We start from the raw sequence: 19,803 nt of genomic DNA on the forward strand, positions 1-19,803 counted from the left end.
GCGTCGCCTGACAGCTTAAGGGAGCGGATATGACCGGAGAGCTGCCCGATTATTACTTCCGGGTGCGTGAGAACGGTGCCTTTGTGTTTCGCGTGGATACCGAGAACCGGCAGCGCCGGATCGATCTGGACCAGATCGCCGTGGTCAATATCCGCAAGGGAGAGATTAAGCCGCATGGCGAGCGCGAGTTAACGGACGAGGATAACACCGTCATCCGCGAGTGGATGGCCGAGCGATTGGAGCTGCTGGAATACCGCGACATCGACGATATCCACCGTGCGGTGGACTATTTGAACACCACGTCACACTGGGTCCAGAGTAAGGCGACAGACGAACAGCTCGAGGCCGTCACCGACGCGCTGCTGCTGGCAATGCATGATTTGCGGACGGTGCTCGTGCGAAAAAAAGCGGACAGGCTGCTGGGCGAGGAGTGAGGCTCTGTCCGCTCACGCGGCCTCAGGCGTCCCAGCGGTCCGTCCAGCGCCAGAACCGCACGCCCAGCAGTACCGATGCGGCTACCAGACCGATCGCCAGCCCGATCCACACGCCTATGCCGCCCAGCCCCATAGGAAATCCCAGAACATAGCTGACAGGTATCCCGATCACCCAGTAGCTGATCCCGGCGATGATCATTGGCGCGCGCGTATCGCGCACCGCACGCAACAGGCCCAACGCCATGACCTGCCCCGCATCGGCCAGCTGAAACACCGCCGCCGCAGCCAGCAGGCCGGTCCCGATGACCATAACGGCTGCGCGGTCCGGTTCGGTCGGGCTAATAAACCCCGCGACCAGTAATTCAGGGATCGCCAGCATGATCGCCGCCGTGGTCAGCGCAACCCCCCCCGAGAGCATCGCCGCAACCAGCGCACCCGAGCGCAAGCTGGCCCGGTCGCGCCGCCCAAAGGATTGACCTGCACGCACCGTGGCGGCATTGGACAGGCCCAAATGGATCATGAACGTAACCGACACCACTTGCAGGGCGATACCATGCGCCGCCAATTGCAGCGTGCCCAGCCAGCCCATCATCACCGACGACGCGGCAAACAGTCCTGTCTCAGCCAGATTGGTCACACCGATAGGCCAGCCCAGCCGGACGACGTCGCGCAGCGCGTCCCAATCGGGCCGCCAGACGCGGGCGAACAGCGAATGTTCGGGCGTAGCGATCGCGACATAGATGCACAGCGCCACCAGCGTCAGACTGGTCACGCCCAGCGAGGCGATGGCCGCGCCGCGCACGCCCATTTCTGGAAATCCCAGATTGCCAAAGATCAGCGCATAGTTAACGCACGCGTTCAGCGCGACGCCGCCCACGGTCAGCCACAGCACCACCTGTGTCCTCTCCAGCGCGGCCAGGTATGACTTCAGCACCATCACGATCAGCGCAGGCACAATGACCCAGCCCGCGATGCGCAAGTAATCAGCGGCCAATGCAGATGTCGCCGGTTTCTGCGCCAGCGCCAAAAAGATCGTCTCTGACCCAACCATGAACGGCAGGACCAGCGCGGCAAAGGCCAATGACGCCCAGCAGCCCATGCGCGTGATGCGCCTGACCTGACGCTCGTCCCCTTCGGCGCAAGCGGTCGCGACCATAGGCATGACCGCAAAGGCAAAACCGGACCCGACGATGAAAAACGTGAAAAAGAACATATGCGCAAGCACTTGCGCGGCCAGCGCCTCGACCCCGTACCAGCCCAGCATGATGGCGTCGGTTAGTTGAATCGCCATCTGCGCCAAGTGGCTGCCGATCAGCGGCATTCCCAGCGACAGGAGGGACCGCGCGTCGCGGCGGTATGAAGGGGCGGATTGCATGAGCGGGCTCGTTATCAAAAGGACGCGCGGCGCATCCTAGCGGCAGACACGCCGCGCCCGGATGGGCGGTTGTAAATCCGATCATAGTTATCTCGGAAGAGCTCGAAATTACAAGCGAAGACAACGCCTTCACTTAAGCCCCATCAGAATGGGAGCAAGGATCTCGCGAAAATCGGGGCAAGAGTTCGCGAACCCCAAGAAAAGGCAAAAAAAAGCACGCGAAAGCGGGCGGCTTAATTTATACTTTTTGGTCTAGTTCAGGACGCTATTTTCATGTCCATGATGGCGTGCACATCAACATAGATGGACCCGATTTCTAACTTTTTGGGGAGCGCGAAAGCAGGGGATCCTCCCATCCAGAACATCTACGAAAACCTCCTTAAACGGGGCCAGCCCCACACTGGCAGGCGAATGCAATCGGGTGATAGTTCGCGCCTACTCCGGCGGCGCGCTCCGGAATGCATATAACTTTGCGAGGAGGTTATCGAGGTGCTGCCGACCAAAGATGACGTGACGAACCGATCCACGGCCAGTTCTGGGAACAAGCGGGTTCACGACGCCTGCACGATAAAGAACTTTGATCTACCGTTTGCTGGCTCCGAGATATTCGGGAACGTCCTGTAGTGGCATGCAATGCCCCCACTGATGTGGTCCCCCTTTTGGAGAGAATTGTCTCGTTTTGCGGACGACGAAATGGCTGGCAAGCGAGAGAAGCCAGAGGATTGGTGAACGTCGTAGATCAACCAGACCTGTGCGATGCAAATGCGCCGTCAATCGCGGATCGCTCTCCGGTCGTTTTGGCGATTGGCACAGAAGGCACAGAAGGCACAGAAGGCACAGAAGGCACAGAAGGCACAGAAGGCACAGAAGGCAAGGCCCCTGTGTTGGCTCGCCAAATCAAGACACGGCTGGAGGAAACGTTGGAACCTCGTTTGGGGGACCTCCCGGCCCTCGCCGGACGCCTTCGCGACCGCGCCGCGATGCGCCATGGCCCGCGTGAGCAGCGCGATTTGTGGCGGTGGGTTTTTGGCTCGTCACTTCATCACCGCATTGAACATCCGCTCTCGACTGTTTTTCCAGCCATTTGCACCGATCGCAACGTCGTGCGCTTTGGGGTCAAAGCAGCCCTTCGTCGCACCGGCGTTGCATCGTGAGGTGCCGACATTGAGTCGGCGCTGCGGCTGGTTGGGTTGGCGGAGGATCTGTCATGGTTACCGCAAACCTGCCCGCTATCCGGCTCTGTCGCCCCATTCGGAATCGGGTCATCTTGATTGGGCTTGAAGCGACAGCCTACGGCACGCACTCGATGCGCCGAACGAAGGTCACGCAGATCTACAAGAAGACGGGCAACCTGCGAGCCGTGCAACTGCTCTTGGGGCATACGAAAATGGACAGTACCGTCCGGTACCTCGGTATCGAACTGGAGGATGCCTTAGCGATCGCAGAAGCTATCGAGATTTGAAGGGCTGGGTCGCCTCCGCAGGCGACCCTTTGCGGCCATTGACCGGCTCGTCCAGCGCTGCGGTGCAGCTTCACCAGACCAGCCGTTCGCGTGTTAAGCAGCATTTTGTCGACAGAAACGTCGGTGTGCAGGACGTTGCTGCCCTTTGCTACTTTCTGCGTAGATTTTAGCGATCATGGCCGGTATAGCGAAATTATGGTTCCGGCCGAGACCAACGACCCTTACCTCAACTAGATATCATGATAAAAGACGCTTTATAATCCAATGCGTCGCAAGATTGCTTCTCATACTTACAGTGGTAATCGGCATCGTCGCGCCGATGAGTTCTGCCGCGTTGGCTCGGCCTAGCTTTGTAGACAGTCGTGTCATGGTCATTTGCACAGGAGACGGCCTGCGCACGATCACCATGGATGCCGACGGTAAGCCGATAAAGGTATCTGACTAAGATGAGCAATGCGCGCTCGTCCATACGGCGGCAACGGCAGCGTCCACCGTCGTGCCAGCGTATGTGGGGCCTCACTTTCTCGCCGATGCACCCATCTCCGCGAAGCATTTGCGCCTCACGTAGCTTCCCCATTCATCTTCTCTCCTGCGAGCGCCGCCGCAGCTTTGAGGCGTCTTTAATTTTCTGCGAAATCTCCGCCTCTGGCACTTGCGGCCGCACACGACTTCAAAAAGGGCGATTTGCAAATTGACCATCCGATGGCAGTTGAAACCGCCGCAACCGCTAAGTCCACTGGCGGCTATCTAACGATTACCAATCACGGCGACGCGGAGGATGCTCTGGTCGGTACAAAGGCTGATTTTGCAAAGGTGATGCTGCACCAGTCCGAAGAAAAGGACGGTGTGGCCACCATGACCCACGTGGAGCGACTCGTCGTTCCTGCAGGAGAAACCATCAAGCTCGCTCCGTGTGGGTATCACGTGATGTTCATGGGGCTGTCCGATCCCTTCGAGGGAGGTACGGAAGTTCCCGCCACCCTGGCCTTCGAGAAGGCGGGCGATATCGACGTCGTCTTCAACATCGAAGAGCGTGGCGCTGATACGGACCATGGTGACATGGACCATTCGAGCCACGAGCGGATCGCGAGCCGAGACCCATAATCAAATAAAACCGGCACCCTATGGGGGCCGATAAGGAAAGCTATATCCAATGAAGAACTCAATCGTCGCGGCGTCGGCGCTCTGCGCCGGGCTGGCTGCACCTGCGGCATTGGCCGACACCAAGTACGGAAACGACCGAGAACAGGACTACAATCAGCCGCATCGCGCTGGTTGATGACCGTGATCCCCTACATCTCGAAGTCCATGAAATACCGCAAAGAAGATGCCATTCGGCACTATGTGTTCAAGAATCCGCTCAGGGCCGTACCGCGACGAGACGCGTCTCGCTCCGGGCGCGGAGTCGCTTTGGCACGGGACGGACAGTTGCTGGCTCAAAGCCGTCTTCTGCAAGGCAGCAAAACTGCGACCCAGAGTAAATTTTTCCAAAGCGCGGGCGGCCCATAGCCGCCGTTCACCGCTTGCTGATTTTTTGATTGCGTGCCTGCCAACGTGGCCGCTTGTGATGACTGGTTTAGCAATTTAAGCCTTCACAGACGATCGCAGTGCGCCCAGCTGAACTCGGCGTTCCACGTTCAATGAGCGTTAGACTGCTTGGAGTGGTGTCACGTGCAGGTGTCCCAATGGGCCGCGGCTGATGTCAGCTTTGATCCCATACATTGTATGCAAATTCTGTGGAGTCAGCACGTCATCAGCAAGGCCTGAGGCGATGACGCGACCATCCTTGAGGCCGATCATACGATCTGAAAACTGCGCAGCGAGCGTTAAATCATGCATTGCGATTGCAACACAGGCCCCGCTGGTGCGTGCGTAGTTGCGAACGTGTTCCAGAACCAGCAGCTGATGCCGCAGATCGAGCGCTGCCGTCGGTTCGTCGAGGAGCAAGACTTGGGGTTTGCGGAACAACGCCTGAGCGAGGTACACCAGTTGCCTCTGTCCTCCGCTGATTTCGGTTAACGTGCGACCTTCCTTTTCCTCAAGGCCGAAGGCTTCGAGAGCAGCGGTTGCCTCCTCAACCAAGGACGGTGGCAGGCGCATTCCCAGAGATCCGAGGCGACCGAGAACAACAACCTCCAATACGCAAAGAGAAGACGTCGCATCAATGTCTTGCGGCATATATGCAATGTGTTGGCGGCGTTCCCGCGCAGACAAGGGGCGCTCTGCGAGCTTCAGTTGGCCCGCCATTGGCGACAAGCCAGCCATCGCCCTGAAGAGCGTTGATTTCCCCGCGCCATTACAGCCGATCACTGCGGTAACCTGGCCCGCTGGAAACGTCTCGGTGAAATCGCGAACTATAGACGCAGAGCCATAACATACGCCGAGGTTTTCGGTTTGCAGGCTCACCAGTGCCTCCTTTGGCCGCGAAGTATGAGGAAAAACAAGAAAGGCACGCCGATAAGCGCGGTAACGATGCCGATGGGGATCACACCGCCGGGCGATACCAGCTTGGACAGGACTGATGCCCCGGTCATTGTGATCGCTCCGGTTAGCGCGGCCATTGGCAACAGGATACGTTGATCCTCGCCAACCAGCATGCGGGCAATATGAGGCGCGACAAGGCCGACAAAGCCGATGGTGCCGACAGAGGCAACGCCGCTGGCTGTGAGCAAAGCGACAATGGCAAATAGCTTGATGCGCAGTGCTTTTACGTCGACACCAACCGAGGCGGCGCGCGCATCGCCCAACCTCAACGCTGTGAGCTGCCAAAGATTGGGAAGAACCATGAGGCTGCAGAACACAAAGCTAACAGCGACGATTGGCACGTTATTCCAGCTCGCTTTGAGCAGCGAACCGAACAGCCAGAACACGATGGATTGCAGCACTTCCGGCGAGGCCAGATATTGCACCATGGATTGCGCGGATTGGAACATGAAGAGCGTGGCAATGCCTGCGAGCACCATGATCTCGGGGCTCATCCCACGGATATTTGCGAAGGCAAACACGAGCGCTGCCGCCAAGGCACACATTACGAAAGCCGCTAAAGGGACAGTCAGCCATGGTGCGAAGGGCAAGGTAACGCCTGTGAGAATAGCGAGGGCCGCGCCAAACCCTGCTGCGGCCGAGAAGCCGAGCGTGTAAGGGCTGGCCAGAGGGTTTGCGAGAATCGTCTGCATATGAACGCCAGCCGTCCCAAGTGACATGCCGACCAGAATGGCCATCAGTGTCATCGGTAAACGGATGTCATGCACGATCACCTGCACCATCGCACTGGCTTGGGTAGGTGTAAAAAGCGCGCTGAGAACGTCGCCAACTGATAAGAATGCGGGGCCAATGAGAATGTCGGCGACAATGAGCGCCGCGAGGGTTGCAGTTGTCGCAGCGAGATGGACGATGCGCCGCGTCATCAACCGTTTGTAAACTGGCTGCATAGGGGCAGCTTGCGCCGCCCCTTGTGTTGTTATGTCAGGTGCGCAGATCTCGCGCCCTGAAGGCTGCCCGCTCATGGCAGCTGTGTCATGTAGGTGCCTTTGAACTCTACAGGCATATAGGTTGCAAAGAACCGCTCCAACGAGGCCTGTGGGTCAACGTCTGCAAAGGCGTCGGGGTAAAGCCCCTTGGCTACAAACTGCAGAAAAGCGTAGTCATAAAGCGTACGGTTCCCACCGTGGTAGATGCCAAAGACCTTGCCGTTTTTGACCGCATCCAAACCGTCCCAGCCAGGGCGGCCAAGGTAGGCTTTCATGCGCTCATGCGTCAGCGCGCTGTCAACGTTTGGCCCCATGATCACAGCCTCATCACGACCAGACCAGCCAGACCCCGCCAGCAAGATCGCCTGAGGGTTTTGCGCCAACACATATTCCGGGCTAAGCGGGCCCCAGTTGCTGATTTGACCATCAGCAATGTTGATCGCGCCGACTTGGTTGATCACGCTACCCCATTGGGTTCCTGAGTAAGAGTTGTCGACAGTGTCTTTGCCTTTGCGCGCCAACTCGACATAGACTTTGGGCGCATCCCCTTTGGGCAGGGCTGCGAGACGGTCTTCGATTGCGGCAACCTGAGAGGCATACTCATCAGCCAACGTCCTGGCGCGCTCTTGCTCGCCCATGATCTGGCCAAAAAGCTGTGTGGACTGGACGTGCTTTTCAACAGTTTGGGCGTTGTAGTCGAGCACAACAATAGGAATTCCAGCGGCTTCGATGCGGTCTGCAACCTCACCAAGCGCCTGGTATTGCCATGCCGCCAAAATCGCGAGATCAGGCTTGGCTGCAACAACTGCTTCCAGCGAGAAGGTGCCAGAATCAACTTCGCCAACATCGGCCAGTTCCTCTAGACGCGGGATGGCCGCTGCATAGGTCTTCCACTGAAGATTGCGCCATCCGGCCCAAGTGTCTTTGGAGATCGCAACAACGCGGTCGTAGGCATCGGGGCCCGCCACAGCAAGGAAGTCTTCGTAGTAGAAGCCCAGCAGAATGCGCTGTGGATCTTCTGGGATTTCGATTGTGCGATCGAGTGTGTCCGTCACGGTGATGTTTTCTGCCCATGCAGGCAAGGCGAATGAGGCCAAAAAGGCCGCTGCGGCAACGCCGCGAGCGAATGTTTTGAACATAGGGTTTCCTTTGGTTCACAAGGCTGTTCGAACTGCCCACGCAGGGAAATTCGTTTTGTTGGTTAGGTATTGTGAAAGCTCAAAGGAGAGGTGGCGCGCGACTTTGAAAATCCGCGACAAGGCGCATGGGGCCAAACATTGGCGGCAATACGGGCAACCGTCGTGTGTGGTCTCGTTCAAACTCGGACCATGTTACATCATTGCGCGTGGCCATATCGACCATGACGCCAAAAGACTGGCACCAATCGCAGCCGTTGCCGACGGCTTGCTCAACTGGCTCACCCGTTTCAGGGTCAATTGAAATTGTCTGAATTCCAAAGGAGGAGCAAATCTCGACTTGCATCGCATTGGCAGACGATCCGAGCATAACCCCAGCCATGCTGAACTGAATAAACAGCCACGCCAAAGCCGGGAGAAGCATCCAGCCTCTATATCGAGGTGATCTCTTCAATGTGAATTGCGAAATTTGTCCATCGAGAGATACTTGCAGGTTGTGCTCCGAAAGTTCAACGCAATTCTCGGTCACAGCTGAGCCACAAGCGACAGCGAAGTCAGCTTTTCGAGCAAGTCTCGCGCATGCGGCGGATGTCTGCTTTCTGCCCTCCGTGATTGATGCAGCTTCCGGCCCAAAGCTGACCTTCGTTAGAAACACGTCGAATGAGCAGTCCCGCCTCGAAGCGGACCTTAACTCGCATTCGCATTGCTGAGCGTTTTGAGAAACTTGTGGCAGAGAGCGGTATTCCGTTGCACATTCGAATTAATCGAAAATAATTCCCAGAGATGGTCATTTTTACAACAGGGTGGTCCTTACATACTCCGGCATTCATGCGCCAGCACTTGGTGGCGCAAATCTAGCTGCAATGGTCAAAGTTTGTAACTCGGTAGCAGCTGAAATGCTTCGCGCAGGGCATTTCCCCAGCCTTTCGCGATTGCCTCATACACTGCATCGTCTGCATTGATCCGCTTGGTGCGGTCGTAGGAAAAGGAATCGTTCTCGTAAACGTGAAGGTCGAAAGGCAAGCCGACGGATAGGTTCGATTTTACGGTTGAATCGAAAGACACGAGCAGCAATTTGATCGCATCTGCGAAATCCATCCGGCTGTCATAGGCCCGCACAAGGATTGGCTTGCCATACTTGGTTTCACCAATTTGAAAGAACGGGGTGTCATCGGTGATCTCGATAAAGTTCCCTTCGGGGTAGATCATAAAGATCGTCGGTTTACCGCCTTTAATCTGACCGCCCAATATGACTGAAGCGCCAAACTGGTCATCCGAGGTTTGCCCCGTAGGTGAAGAACCAGCAATCACCTCGCGCAATGTAGCCCCAACCAACCGCGCAACCTGAAACATGGTAGGCTGGCGCAGGATGCTTGGATCTCGATCTTCTTCTGAAACGGAGCGTTCCCGCAAGAGGCTGATCAGCGACTGTGTCGTCGCAAGATTACCGGCCGTCATAACGGTGATGGATCGCTCATCCGGCACCTGCCAGTTGAACATTTTCTTACTGACCGCAAAATTGTCAACACCTGCACTGGTGCGTGTGTCCGCCATAAAGACCAGACCGTGATTCAGTCGCATACCGATGCAATACGTCATTTCATTCCATCCGAAAAGAAGCCTCGGTATTCCTTTACTGCTGAACTTGTAAAGACACCATGAGGGTTTCATCTGCATTGCCCAACCGTAATCCTTCGACGGGGGCCGCATCGCGCGCATCCCGGCCAATCGCGATACGCACGTATTTTTCATCGGGCGATACCCCGTTCGAGACGTCAAAGCCGACCCACCCAAGCCCTTCGATACAGACCTCTGCCCAAGCGTGGGTTGCTTCCTGATCCACCTGTTCATTGATCCGCAGATACCCGCTGACATAGCGCGCGGGCAGCCCCGACAGCCGTGCGGCGGCGACAAAAATCTGTGCGTGATCCTGACAAACGCCCGCGTCACCTTGCAACGCTTCCTCGGCTGGGGTGTCCACCGCGGTGCCACCTGTCTTGTAGGGAAGTGCCTCCAGAATGGCGGCAGAGAGTTTGTGCAAATCGGCGAGCTGTGTGCCGGGATCAGATGAAATTTCCGGCAAGGCCTTGATCGCATCACCCGCCATCGTAAGCGCGGTTGGTTGCAGAAAATGCCACAGCGGCGCGCGGCCATACACCGGGCCAAGCACGCCGGTGCCGTTCAACGTTCGCACCTGCCCACTGGCGCGAATGCTCAACACGGTGGCACCCGGTTCAATGCTCACCAAATCGACGTGGTTGCCGTAGTGATCAAAATAGCTGGCTTCAATCTTGCCACCTGTAACGTCAACTTTCCAATCTGTCACATCCTGCATGACCGATGATAAGGGGCGCAGACGCACCTTTTGCAGCGCGTAATTCACCGGGGCGCTATAGGCATATTCGGTTGTATGATTGATGCTGAGGTCCATTATCCCGCGAACCTATAGTCGACTTCGATCTGCCGGGCGAGGTCGGCGGTGGTGTCAATCATTCCGCTCACAAATTCGTGCAGGCCCTCTTCAAAAATCGAATTGATGTCCGGGTTAACCAACCGCGCCCTCAGCGCGTCGGCCATGTCGTGCGAAGCCTGTCTTGTCCCATAATCCTCTGTCAGACGCGACAGGCTGTTCACGATCTGACCTGCGCTGAACGACAGCGACCTAGGCATCCGCCGATCAAGGATCAGAAACTCGGCAATGGCGGGGGCGGTGAAATCCTCGTCAACGGCCCAGCGGAACGACCGATGCGCCGAAACTGAGCGCAGGATCGTTTCCCATTGCACGTTGTCAAGACGGCTGCCCACAAACGATGGTGCAGGCAGCAGCGAATAATATTTGACGTCAATGATCCGCGCTGTGTTGTCCATGCGTTCAACAAATGTGCCAAGGCGACAAAAATCGTAAATGTCATTGCGTAGCATGGTCCCGTGCAAGGCCCCGCGCACCAGAGCGGATTGTTGGCGGATGGTTGCAAGTACGGCAGGCAGTTCAGTTTGGGGGATCTCGTCCTTCAAAAGGTCAGTGAACAGCATCCATGTTTCATTGACGGCGGACCAGACTTCGGTTGTCAACGCCGTCCGAACCAGACGCGCATTGTCTCGCGCAGATTTGATGATCGACAGAACGGAACTTGAATTTGTAGGTTCGCGAAGTAAAAAATTGACCACCTGCGCGCTATCATAGCCATCGCAAATCGCCTCGTAACTTTGCCGTGCGGCAAGTGTCAAAATCACCGACTGCCATTCCGCCTCTGCGGTCGTCGACCGGGTCAGCGCAATCCGAAACCCCGCCTCGATCAGGCGCGCGGTATTCTCGGCCCGCTCAAGCGAGCGGAACATCCAATAAAGACCCCCTGCGGTTTTTCCCAACATATCAGTCTTCCAATACCCAAGTGTCTTTGGTGCCGCCGCCCTGACTTGAATTGACCACCAATGACCCTTCTTTCAACGCAACGCGCGTCAGACCGCCGGGGGTGATTTTCACTCCATTGGGCGACACCAGTGCAAAGGGCCGCAGATCGACATGGCGGGGCGCAAGGCCACTCTCAGTAAAGATAGGGACCGTAGACAGCGACAGTGTCGGCTGTGCGATGTAGTTGGTTGGCTTTGCACGCAGCTTGTCGGCGAAATCCGACAGTTCCTGTTTGGATGCCGCGGGGCCGATCAGCATGCCATACCCGCCCGAACCATGTACCTCTTTCACCACCAGATCAGCGAGATTATCCAGCACATATTTCAACTGCTGCGGCTCAGTGCAACGGTAGGTTTCAACATTCTTGAGGATCGCAGGTTCGCCGGTGTAGAATCGTATAATGTCTGGTATGTAGCTATAGACGGCCTTGTCATCCGCGACACCGGTGCCGGGCGCATTGGCGATCGTGATGTTGCCCGCGCGGTAAACATCCATGATCCCCGGCACACCCAGCATGGAGTTCGGATTGAACGTCAGTGGATCAAGATATTCATCATCGACCCGGCGATAGATCACATCAATCCTCTTGTACCCCTTGGTTGTGCGCATCGCGATATGGCCGTCTACAACCCTCAGGTCGTGCCCTTCGACCAGCTCAACCCCCATCTGATCGGCCAGAAAGCTGTGCTCGTAATAGGCAGAGTTGTGAATGCCCGGCGTCAAAATCACCACGCAAGGCCGACCCTCGCATCCGGACGGGGCTGAGGCTTCCAGCGAGCGACGTAGGTTCTTGGGGTAATCGCTCACGGGCTGCACCGGAATGCTGCTGAACAGCTCCGGGAACATCTGCAACATCGTTTCGCGGTTCTCCAGCATATAGCTGACACCCGATGGCGTACGGGCGTTGTCTTCGAGAACGAAAAAATCATCCTCGCCAGTCCGCACGATGTCGGTGCCGACGATATGCGTATAGACATTACCCGGCGGACTGAAGTCGATCATCTGCGGAAGGAAGGCGTCATTCTGAGCAATCAGATCGATGGGTATGACACCCGCCCGCAGGATCTCCTGACGGTTGTAAATATCGTGCAAAAACGCATTGATGGCACAAACACGCTGTTCAATGCCATTGGACAGCTTGGTCCATTCGCGCGAGGAAATGATCCTTGGCACCAGATCAAAGGGGATCAACCGTTCTTCTGCGTCCTGCTGACCATATACGTTAAAAGTGATCCCGGTCCGCCGGAAAAACGCTTCAGCCTCCTGCGATTTCTTGGCAAACCGCTCATTGTTCTGTTTGGCGAACCAAGCATCATAGCTCTTGTAAGGCGACCTCGGCTGCCCGGCGTCGTGCATTTCGCAAAAGTGCTTTTTGTCTGTTGTCATACGGTGACTCTAGAAGATTACCGCGGCGCAGCAACATAATGCATCATAACAGGAGGCCTAATTCCTCCTATGGCTATAATTTAATCACTTCTGTAGATTTGACGCGCTCTCTTTGAGCGGCTGAAATAAGAAACCCTGACGCGTAAGCTGCACCGCAGAGAATAGCGATCTGGCCAAGGTCGGGGCGGGACCGCTCCCGTGACGTTGCAACGGTCACTCTCTGGGCACTGCATTCATTAGTGCAAACCGCAGCGAACCGCAGTTCTCCGCCCTCCCTGCTCAATCCGGACTTAGCAACTGGCTAACAACCGCTGTGCATTTAGGGATGGCGATGCCCATGCGGCCTCGCTTCACAACAAAGCGCTAGGTTTTCCAAACACAATGGCCCATGCGACAGCTATACAGCCAATGCGTCAGCCACCGCGATATTCGCCATTTTCAATACAGCCTCATGGGAGGCAGCCACCGCGATGAAGCGCCCGTTGTGGCAGAACTTCGCCCCCAAGACACCGCTGGCGGCTTCAAGCGCCTCATCGGTCAATCCGGCCCAGGCGGCCGGGAGATCAGCGCGGTTGTCAAACGTGTCGTCGCCTAACCGGATCGTCGTCAGCGTCCAATCGGTGCCACGCGGGTGGATCACGAACAGCAGGTGATCCGCGCCAGCGTTTTCCACACCCGCGCGAAATGGCATGCCCATCGGCAATTCCAGAACGCGCCCCTCACCGGCGGCCTCGATGGCCGCCACAACCATTGCCTCGGCACGGAATTTCGCGGCCTTGCGTCTGATCTGTGCCTCTACAAATGTCCGCGCCACCGGCAAGGCGGCCATGAAGGCACGATCATCGGCCCCATCATCGCGGTCATCAAACACCGGCTTCAGGCTTTCCAGCAGCACTGGCAAGGTCAGCCCGGCAAATAGCGGTCCAGCCTCGGCCGCATTGACCGCGCCATTATCGAGTAGATCGACGGGCAAAACGAAGCCACGATCAAATGAGCCATGAATCGCCTCGATGTCGTGCTCTGGCACATCCATCGCGCGCAGGAAATCGCGACCGTACTGCGCCCAGATCAAACCGAAAGAGCTATAGGGCTGGCCATCTTCGCGCAGCGGGTTGGGCCGCTGGTGGTGATCGAAAATTTGCGCGGCTGCTTCGAACTGACCGCCGACGTCATAGATAATGCGATCCTCGCCGGGCGTGATCCACGCCTTATCACGGCTGCGGATCAACTCTGCCTCGGGGAACAACCGTGTCAGGATAACAGAGGACAGCAACTCATCGGCATGAAAGCCACCGGAATGGGTGACGAGGTGGGCGATGGTCATAAAAAACAGGCTCCAACCGGGCTTGAAATGAACTAGGCGACCACGATGGCCGCCCCCCTGTGACTGCGATCACAGTTTTGAGTGCGAATTATGGTCGGCCGAAATCCTGTAGCTCAAAGACGATTACTTACAACATATGGATAGCTGAACAGCTTCGCGGGATCTTTACCCCGATTCCGAGACAACTTCGCCCCGATTTACACCGGTTTAGTGGGTCCAGGCGCCCTTGCGATGGGTCGCGAAATTTTCGCCGTAGCCGCCGGCGCGGATGTTGGGCTTGCGTATGTGGGGGTCTTGGACGACCACGTCGATACCATTCTCTTCGGCGTATTCTATCGCTGCTTCCTTGGTCGGAAAGCTGAGGCTTACCTGCGCCTGCGTGTCGGTAGACGATGTCCAGCCCATCAGCGGATCGACCTCGCGCGCGGTGCTTGCCACATACTCCAGCACCCATTTGTGCGTTTTGGCGGTACCTGACGACATGGCGGTACGGGCGGGGCGATAAATACGGGCGGGCATGGGGCGTCTCCTCGGCGGGTAATGCGTGGATACAGATGCACTGTGCGACCGGCTATTGTCAATCTCGGCGGCGCCTGCGCGTGGCGGGCTGACGGCATCGGCGCCTTGCGCTAGACTGGCCGCCCGGAGGCAAAGCAGGACATCCGCAACTTGGCTATCAAGATCGAAATGCTGCGCTGCTTTTCGGCGGTGGCAGACCATGGCAGCCTGATGGGCGCTGCCGAGGCGTTGGGGCGCACTCCCTCGGCCATCTCGATGATGCTGCGCCAATTCGAGGATCACATCGGCGCGCCCCTTTTTGAGACAGCGCGCAAATCGCACCTCACCCCCCTCGGCGTGCTGGTCCGTACAGAGGCCGCCCGCGAGTTGGCCCATTACGCCCGCACCGTCGACGCGATCGAGGCGCTAGCGCGCGCACGCGCGGGTAACGTACGCATATCGTGCACGCCCTCGGTCGCGCAGACGATGATGCCGCCCATCCTGCGCGATTTCATGCACGCGCGCCCTGGCGTGCGCATCGACATGCGCGACACCGACAGCGGCACCGTCCAGCGCGACCTGATTGAGGGGCGCGCCGATATTGGCATCGCGTCCATGCCGCACATGCCGGGCTTTCGCCGGGATTTGCTGTTCTCGGATCCCTACGGCGTGGTCTGCCCCATTGGCCATGCGCTGGCAGAACGCTGGCAGCAACTGTCTTGGGCCGATCTGGACGGGATCGACTTTATCGCCAACGGCCTGTGCGCTCAGATCGACGACGAGGGCTTTCAGCCAATTCTGGCCGCATCACGCCTGATGGTACGCAACACCGCGTCGATCCTTCGCATGGTGCGCGCGGGCGCGGGTGTCACGATACTACCGCAACTTGCTGTTCTGCCCGAATTTCTGGATCTGGAGTTTCTGCCCCTCGTCAATTCGGCCATTCGGCGCGAGGTTTGGATGGTGACCCTGCCAGACACAGGAATCAGCCCCGCAGTACAGGCATTGGCGCAGGTAATCCGCGATGCAGGGACAGACACAGCGGATTGAAATTCAGTTTTTTTGAAAAATCCTTCAATACTTTGCGATTGCGCTGAAGGAGCGACGTGGAGGATCATGGCACATCAAACGACGCGGCCATGCGTGCCCGCAAAGGGGCCAGCATACCGCACGACACATCAGCGCTGGCCCCGCGCGGCACGCCATATGCAAGGGACTGATCGCCATGGGTAATTTGAATAACAACTATATCGCTGGTGAATGGGTCTCTGGCACGTCCGAGATTGAGAATCGCAATCCATCGGACCTAGGCGATCTGGTCGGCCTCTATGCGCAAGCCAGCAGTGACCAGCTGGAGCAGGCGTTGGACGCCGCCCGCTCCGCGCAGGCCGAATGGGCCGCTTATGGCCTTGAACGCAAACAGGCGGTTTTGAACGCCATCGGCACCGAAATGATGGCCCGCGCCGAAGAGCTGGGCCGCCTGCTAAGCAAGGAGGAGGGCAAGCCGCTGGCAGAGGGGCGCGGCGAGGTGTTCCGCGCCGGGCAGTTCTTTACCTACTACGCCGCCGAAGTTTTGCGCCAGCTGGGCGAGACCGCCGATAGCGTGCGCCCCGGCGTCGAGATCGACGTGCGCCGCGAGCCTGTGGGCACAGTCGCCATCATCAGCCCTTGGAATTTTCCGACAGCAACTGCCAGTTGGAAAATCGCGCCCGCGCTCGCCTATGGTAATGCGGTGATCTGGAAGCCGGCGAACATCACGCCCGCATCGGCCCACGCGCTAACCGAGATTATCGCGCGGCAGGACATCCCCAAGGGCCTGTTCAACCTCGTGATGGGCGCAGGGCGGGAAGTGGGCCAGCGTCTGGTCGAAAGCCGCAAGGTGAATGCGATATCCTTTACCGGGTCCGTCCCAGTCGGGCGCGGCATAGCCGCCGCTGCCGTGCAGAACTTTACCCGCGTTCAGATGGAGATGGGCAGCAAGAACGCGCTGCTTGTTACCGATGACGCAGATGTAGAGCTGGCGGTCACACTAGCCCTCGGCGGCGCATTTGGCGGCACCGGGCAGAAATGCACCGCCTCCTCGCGGCTGGTGGTCATGGACGGTGTGCATGATGCCTTTGTCGAAAAACTGGTTGCAGGCGCCAAGGCGATGAAAGTGGGCCACGCACTCACTGAAGGCATCCAGATTGGCCCGGTCGTATCCGAGCAGCAGCTAAGCGAAAACCTCGCATGGGTCGAAAAAGGACGCGCCGAGGGCGCTGAGCTGGCCTGCGGCGGGACGCGCCTGAGCATGGATACCGACGGCTATTACATGTCGCCCGGCGTGTTCCTGAATACGTCTAATAACATGACCATCAACCGAGAGGAAATGTTCGCGCCGCTGGCATCGGTCATCAAGGTGAGCAGCTATGACGAGGGTTTGAGCGTGGTCAACGACACTAATTTCGGCCTGACCTCCGGCATCGTCACCCGCAACCTCGCCCGCGCCACGCATTTCCGCCGTAACGCACGCACTGGCGTGGTGACTGTGAACCTTCCGACGGCAGGCACCGACTATCACGTGCCCTTCGGCGGGCGCGGAGACAGCAGCTATGGCCCGCGCGAGCAGGGCCAGACGGCGCGCGATTTCTATACGATCGTCAAGACGTCCTACATCGCCAGCGGCAGCCCGGAATGAGGATGCGCATCGACGGTCTGCAATACGCCAACTGGTCCGAGACGATCTTTGGCCAGATGCGCGAAGGGGGGCTGGACGCGGTCCATGTCACCATTTCTTATCACGAGAATTTCCGCGAGACGGTGCTAAACATCGAGAAGTGGAACCGCTGGTTCGAGCAGTTTCCAGACCTGATCATCAAGGGCCGCTGGGCGGGCGATGTGCGCCTTGCAAAGGATACGGACCGCACGGCGATCTTCTTTGGCTTCCAAAACCCTAGCCCGATCGAGGATGACATCGGGCTGGTCGAGGTGCTGCACGATCTGGGCGCACGCTTCATGCAACTGAGCTATAACAACCAATCACTACTGGCGACGGGATGTTACGAGGCCCACGATCCCGGCGTCACCCGCATGGGCAAGCAAGTGATCAAGGAAATGAACCGCGTCGGCATGGTGATCGACATGAGCCATTCGGCAGACCGCTCTACCATTGAGGCCGCCGACCTGTCGCAGCGCCCGATCGCCATCACCCACGCCAACTTGCATTCTTGGCAGCCTGCCTTGCGCAACAAGTCCGACGATGTCATTCGCGCGGTCACGCAAAACGGCGGCATGATGGGATTTTCGGCCTATCCTCACCACCTCAAGGGCAAATCGGACTGCACACTCGCCAGCTTTTGCGAAATGATCGCGCGGGCCGCCGACCAATTTGGCGTCCAGCATTTTGGCATCGGCAGCGATCTATGTCAGGACCAGCCCGACAGCGTCGTCGAATGGATGCGCGTGGGCCGCTGGTCCAAGGAAATCGACTATGGCGAAGGCAGTGCTGCCGCGCCGGGATTTCCGCCGCAGCCCGAATGGTTCAAGGACAATCGTGATTTCCCCAACTTTGAGCGCGGTCTGCGCGATGTCGGCTTCGACGCCGCAGAAGTTGCAAGCCTGACGGGCGGCAACTGGTTGCGCTTCTTCGAGGAAAACTTCATCCCGCGCGGTTCGTGCCGCGAATCGGGGGACAAGGAAGTCTCGTCGGCCTGACCTGGTGGCGTAATTAAACTACACTAATAAAGGTGTATCGAATGTCTAACATCAACGCGGCGCCTGCCAAACGGGCGCATATCAATGCGCCATTATTTGCGATCACCGGGGGTTTTATCGCCCTCTTTTGCGTAATCGCACTGGTCAATCTGGACCTGCTTTCGACCATGGTCGATGCCAGCTTTGCCTTCTCGGCCAAGTACTTCGGCCTCTACTGGCAGGTTCTGCTGCTGGCGACCTTCCTGATCGGACTCGTCCTGATCTTTCTGCCCGGCGGGCGCGCCCTGATGGGCGGGATGAGCGTGCCTGAATTCCCGGCGTTCCAGTGGGGTGCCATGATCATGTGCACCCTCCTCGCTGGCGGCGGCGTGTTCTGGGCAGCGGGCGAGCCGATGGCGCATTTCCTGTCGTCGCCGCCCTATTTTGGCGGCGAGTCTGGCACCCCCGAGGCAGTTGGCCCTGCGCTCGCGCAGAGCTTCATGCATTGGGGTTTTCTGGCATGGGCTATTCTGGGCGCGCTCAGCACCATCATGTTAATGCACTACCACTATGAAAAGGGCCTTCCGATGGCCCCGCGCACCCTGCTTTATCCGGTGTTTGGCGATGCGGCGATCAACGGCCCCATCGGCTGGATCGCGGATGCGGCCTGCATTATCGCAGTTGTGGCTGGCACTGTCGGCCCGGTCGGCTTCCTCGGCCTTCAGGTCAGCTATGGCCTAAACGCGCTCTTTGGTATTCCCGATACGTTCATCACCCAAGCCTGCGTGATCGCCGGACTGGTCGCAATCTACACGATCTCGGCCATCACCGGATTATCCAGAGGCATCCAAGTGCTGAGCCGGATCAACGTGATCTTGGCGGCCGCGCTGCTGCTCTTTATGCTGTTCGCAGGGCCGACCGCGTTCATCCTCTCCAGCTTCTTCTCGGGCTTCTCCACCTATATCACCGATTTCTTTGGCATGGCTCTTTATCGCGGGGATGCGGCAGTCTTTGGCGATCCGGGCTGGCTGGGCTGGTGGACCGTGTTTTTCTGGGGCTGGTTCATGGGGTACGGCCCGCTAATGGCGATGTTTATCGCGCGCATCAGCCGGGGGCGGTCCATCCGGTCGATCATCATCATGCTGTCGCTGGTTGCACCCGTCGTGACGACGTTCTGGTTCACCATCGTCGGCGGGTCGGGCATCGCGTTCGAATTGGCCAATCCCGGCTCCGTCTCGACCGCGTTTGAGGGGTTCAACCTGCCCGCCGCGCTGCTGTCGATCACGCAGCAGATGCCGCTGGGCTTTATCGTATCGGTGCTGTTCCTGATCCTGACGACCATCTTTGTGGCCACCACGGGCGATTCAATGACCTACGTCATCTCGGTCGCGATGTCGGATGAGGATCGCAGCGCAACGGGCGTTCGCGTGTTATGGGGCGTGACGATGGGCATCATGGCGCTGATCCTGATCTGGACCGGCTCTGGCGGTATCGGTAAGCTGCAAAGCTTCATCGTGGTGACTGCCGTCCCGGTGTCGCTGATATTGCTGCCATCGCTCTGGGATGCGCTTCGCATCACCATCGCCAAAGGGCGCGGCACCGACTGAGAACGACACATAGGGCGGCCCACACGG

At 58.1% G+C, this 19,803-nt stretch carries 19 protein-coding genes and 1 pseudogene; 9 read left to right on the top strand and 11 right to left on the bottom strand.

Translation table 11 applies throughout. The features are described from left to right. Positions 1 to 29 precede the first annotated feature (29 nt). The gene (locus MK6180000_RS13095) at positions 30 to 434 is read left to right on the top strand and encodes a hypothetical protein (RefSeq protein ID WP_138935134.1); all 405 of its coding nucleotides are present in this window, start codon (positions 30 to 32) and stop codon (positions 432 to 434) included. Between the two features lie 22 nt (positions 435 to 456). Here MK6180000_RS13095 and MK6180000_RS13100 read toward each other — a convergent pair whose 3' ends face one another. Beyond that, on the bottom strand, positions 457 to 1,809 hold the full coding sequence (locus tag MK6180000_RS13100) for an MATE family efflux transporter (protein ID WP_138935135.1): 1,353 nt from the start codon (positions 1,807 to 1,809) through the stop codon (positions 457 to 459). A gap of 725 nt (positions 1,810 to 2,534) precedes the next feature. Here MK6180000_RS13100 and MK6180000_RS13105 point away from each other — a divergent pair. The 4 genes and pseudogenes from MK6180000_RS13105 (at position 2,535) to MK6180000_RS20900 (ending at position 4,550) form a co-directional block, all read left to right on the top strand. Then, positions 2,535 to 2,963 carry a precorrin-2 dehydrogenase/sirohydrochlorin ferrochelatase family protein gene (locus tag MK6180000_RS13105; protein ID WP_425466843.1) on the top strand — a complete coding sequence of 143 codons (429 nt, stop codon included), beginning with the start codon at positions 2,535 to 2,537 and terminating at the stop codon, positions 2,961 to 2,963. Positions 2,964 to 3,070: 107 nt separating this feature from the next. Beyond that, positions 3,071 to 3,271, top strand: a pseudogene (locus MK6180000_RS13110) (tyrosine-type recombinase/integrase); the annotation flags it as partial. 645 nt (positions 3,272 to 3,916) lie between these two features. Continuing rightward, on the top strand, positions 3,917 to 4,375 hold the full coding sequence (locus MK6180000_RS13115) for a copper chaperone PCu(A)C (RefSeq protein WP_484335613.1): 459 nt from the start codon (positions 3,917 to 3,919) through the stop codon (positions 4,373 to 4,375). Between the two features lie 49 nt (positions 4,376 to 4,424). Continuing rightward, positions 4,425 to 4,550, top strand: coding sequence for a hypothetical protein (locus tag MK6180000_RS20900; RefSeq protein WP_281284709.1), 126 nt, complete (start codon positions 4,425 to 4,427; stop codon positions 4,548 to 4,550). A gap of 368 nt (positions 4,551 to 4,918) precedes the next feature. Here MK6180000_RS20900 and MK6180000_RS13120 read toward each other — a convergent pair whose 3' ends face one another. The 10 genes from MK6180000_RS13120 to MK6180000_RS13165 form a co-directional block, all read right to left on the bottom strand. Then, the gene (locus MK6180000_RS13120; protein ID WP_171054624.1) at positions 4,919 to 5,677 is read right to left on the bottom strand and encodes an ABC transporter ATP-binding protein; all 759 of its coding nucleotides are present in this window, start codon (positions 5,675 to 5,677) and stop codon (positions 4,919 to 4,921) included. After that, on the bottom strand, positions 5,674 to 6,702 hold the full coding sequence (locus tag MK6180000_RS13125) for a FecCD family ABC transporter permease (protein ID WP_246040519.1): 1,029 nt from the start codon (positions 6,700 to 6,702) through the stop codon (positions 5,674 to 5,676). Before MK6180000_RS13125 ends, MK6180000_RS13120 begins: the two co-directional genes overlap by 4 nt. Before the next feature lie 71 nt (positions 6,703 to 6,773). Beyond that, positions 6,774 to 7,880 carry an ABC transporter substrate-binding protein gene (locus MK6180000_RS13130; RefSeq protein WP_138935137.1) on the bottom strand — a complete coding sequence of 369 codons (1,107 nt, stop codon included), beginning with the start codon at positions 7,878 to 7,880 and terminating at the stop codon, positions 6,774 to 6,776. Positions 7,881 to 7,959: 79 nt separating this feature from the next. Next, positions 7,960 to 8,301, bottom strand: a complete 342-nt coding sequence (locus MK6180000_RS13135) for a DUF2946 family protein (RefSeq protein ID WP_138935138.1) — start codon at positions 8,299 to 8,301, stop codon at positions 7,960 to 7,962. A gap of 443 nt (positions 8,302 to 8,744) precedes the next feature. After that, entirely contained in the window at positions 8,745 to 9,476 is a 732-nt protein-coding gene (locus tag MK6180000_RS13140; protein ID WP_138936501.1) for a proteasome-type protease, read from the bottom strand. 34 nt (positions 9,477 to 9,510) lie between these two features. Next, entirely contained in the window at positions 9,511 to 10,308 is a 798-nt protein-coding gene (locus MK6180000_RS13145) for a transglutaminase family protein (RefSeq protein ID WP_138935139.1), read from the bottom strand. Then, positions 10,308 to 11,249, bottom strand: coding sequence for an alpha-E domain-containing protein (locus MK6180000_RS13150; RefSeq protein ID WP_138935140.1), 942 nt, complete (start codon positions 11,247 to 11,249; stop codon positions 10,308 to 10,310). Before MK6180000_RS13150 ends, MK6180000_RS13145 begins: the two co-directional genes overlap by 1 nt. 1 nt (position 11,250) lies before the next feature. Further along, on the bottom strand, positions 11,251 to 12,675 hold the full coding sequence (locus MK6180000_RS13155; protein WP_138935141.1) for a circularly permuted type 2 ATP-grasp protein: 1,425 nt from the start codon (positions 12,673 to 12,675) through the stop codon (positions 11,251 to 11,253). Between the two features lie 397 nt (positions 12,676 to 13,072). Continuing rightward, positions 13,073 to 13,999, bottom strand: coding sequence for an MYG1 family protein (locus tag MK6180000_RS13160; RefSeq protein WP_138935142.1), 927 nt, complete (start codon positions 13,997 to 13,999; stop codon positions 13,073 to 13,075). 207 nt (positions 14,000 to 14,206) lie between these two features. Further along, a complete protein-coding gene (locus tag MK6180000_RS13165; protein ID WP_138935143.1) occupies positions 14,207 to 14,518 on the bottom strand; it encodes an ETC complex I subunit in 312 nt (103 codons plus the stop codon). A gap of 150 nt (positions 14,519 to 14,668) precedes the next feature. On the opposite strand from MK6180000_RS13165, the gene MK6180000_RS13170 reads away from it, so the two are divergent. From MK6180000_RS13170 to MK6180000_RS13185, 4 genes are all read left to right on the top strand, one after another. Then, positions 14,669 to 15,547, top strand: a complete 879-nt coding sequence (locus MK6180000_RS13170; RefSeq protein WP_138935144.1) for a LysR family transcriptional regulator — start codon at positions 14,669 to 14,671, stop codon at positions 15,545 to 15,547. Positions 15,548 to 15,722: 175 nt separating this feature from the next. Further along, on the top strand, positions 15,723 to 17,174 hold the full coding sequence (locus MK6180000_RS13175) for an aldehyde dehydrogenase family protein (RefSeq protein WP_138935145.1): 1,452 nt from the start codon (positions 15,723 to 15,725) through the stop codon (positions 17,172 to 17,174). A gap of 2 nt (positions 17,175 to 17,176) precedes the next feature. Next, complete coding sequence (locus MK6180000_RS13180) at positions 17,177 to 18,190, top strand: membrane dipeptidase (protein ID WP_425466860.1); 1,014 nt, start codon at positions 17,177 to 17,179, stop codon at positions 18,188 to 18,190. A gap of 41 nt (positions 18,191 to 18,231) precedes the next feature. Then, the gene (locus tag MK6180000_RS13185; protein WP_138935147.1) at positions 18,232 to 19,776 is read left to right on the top strand and encodes a BCCT family transporter; all 1,545 of its coding nucleotides are present in this window, start codon (positions 18,232 to 18,234) and stop codon (positions 19,774 to 19,776) included. Positions 19,777 to 19,803 lie beyond the last annotated feature (27 nt).

The organism is Roseovarius arcticus, from assembly GCF_006125015.1.
GTDB lineage: Bacteria > Pseudomonadota > Alphaproteobacteria > Rhodobacterales > Rhodobacteraceae > Roseovarius > Roseovarius arcticus.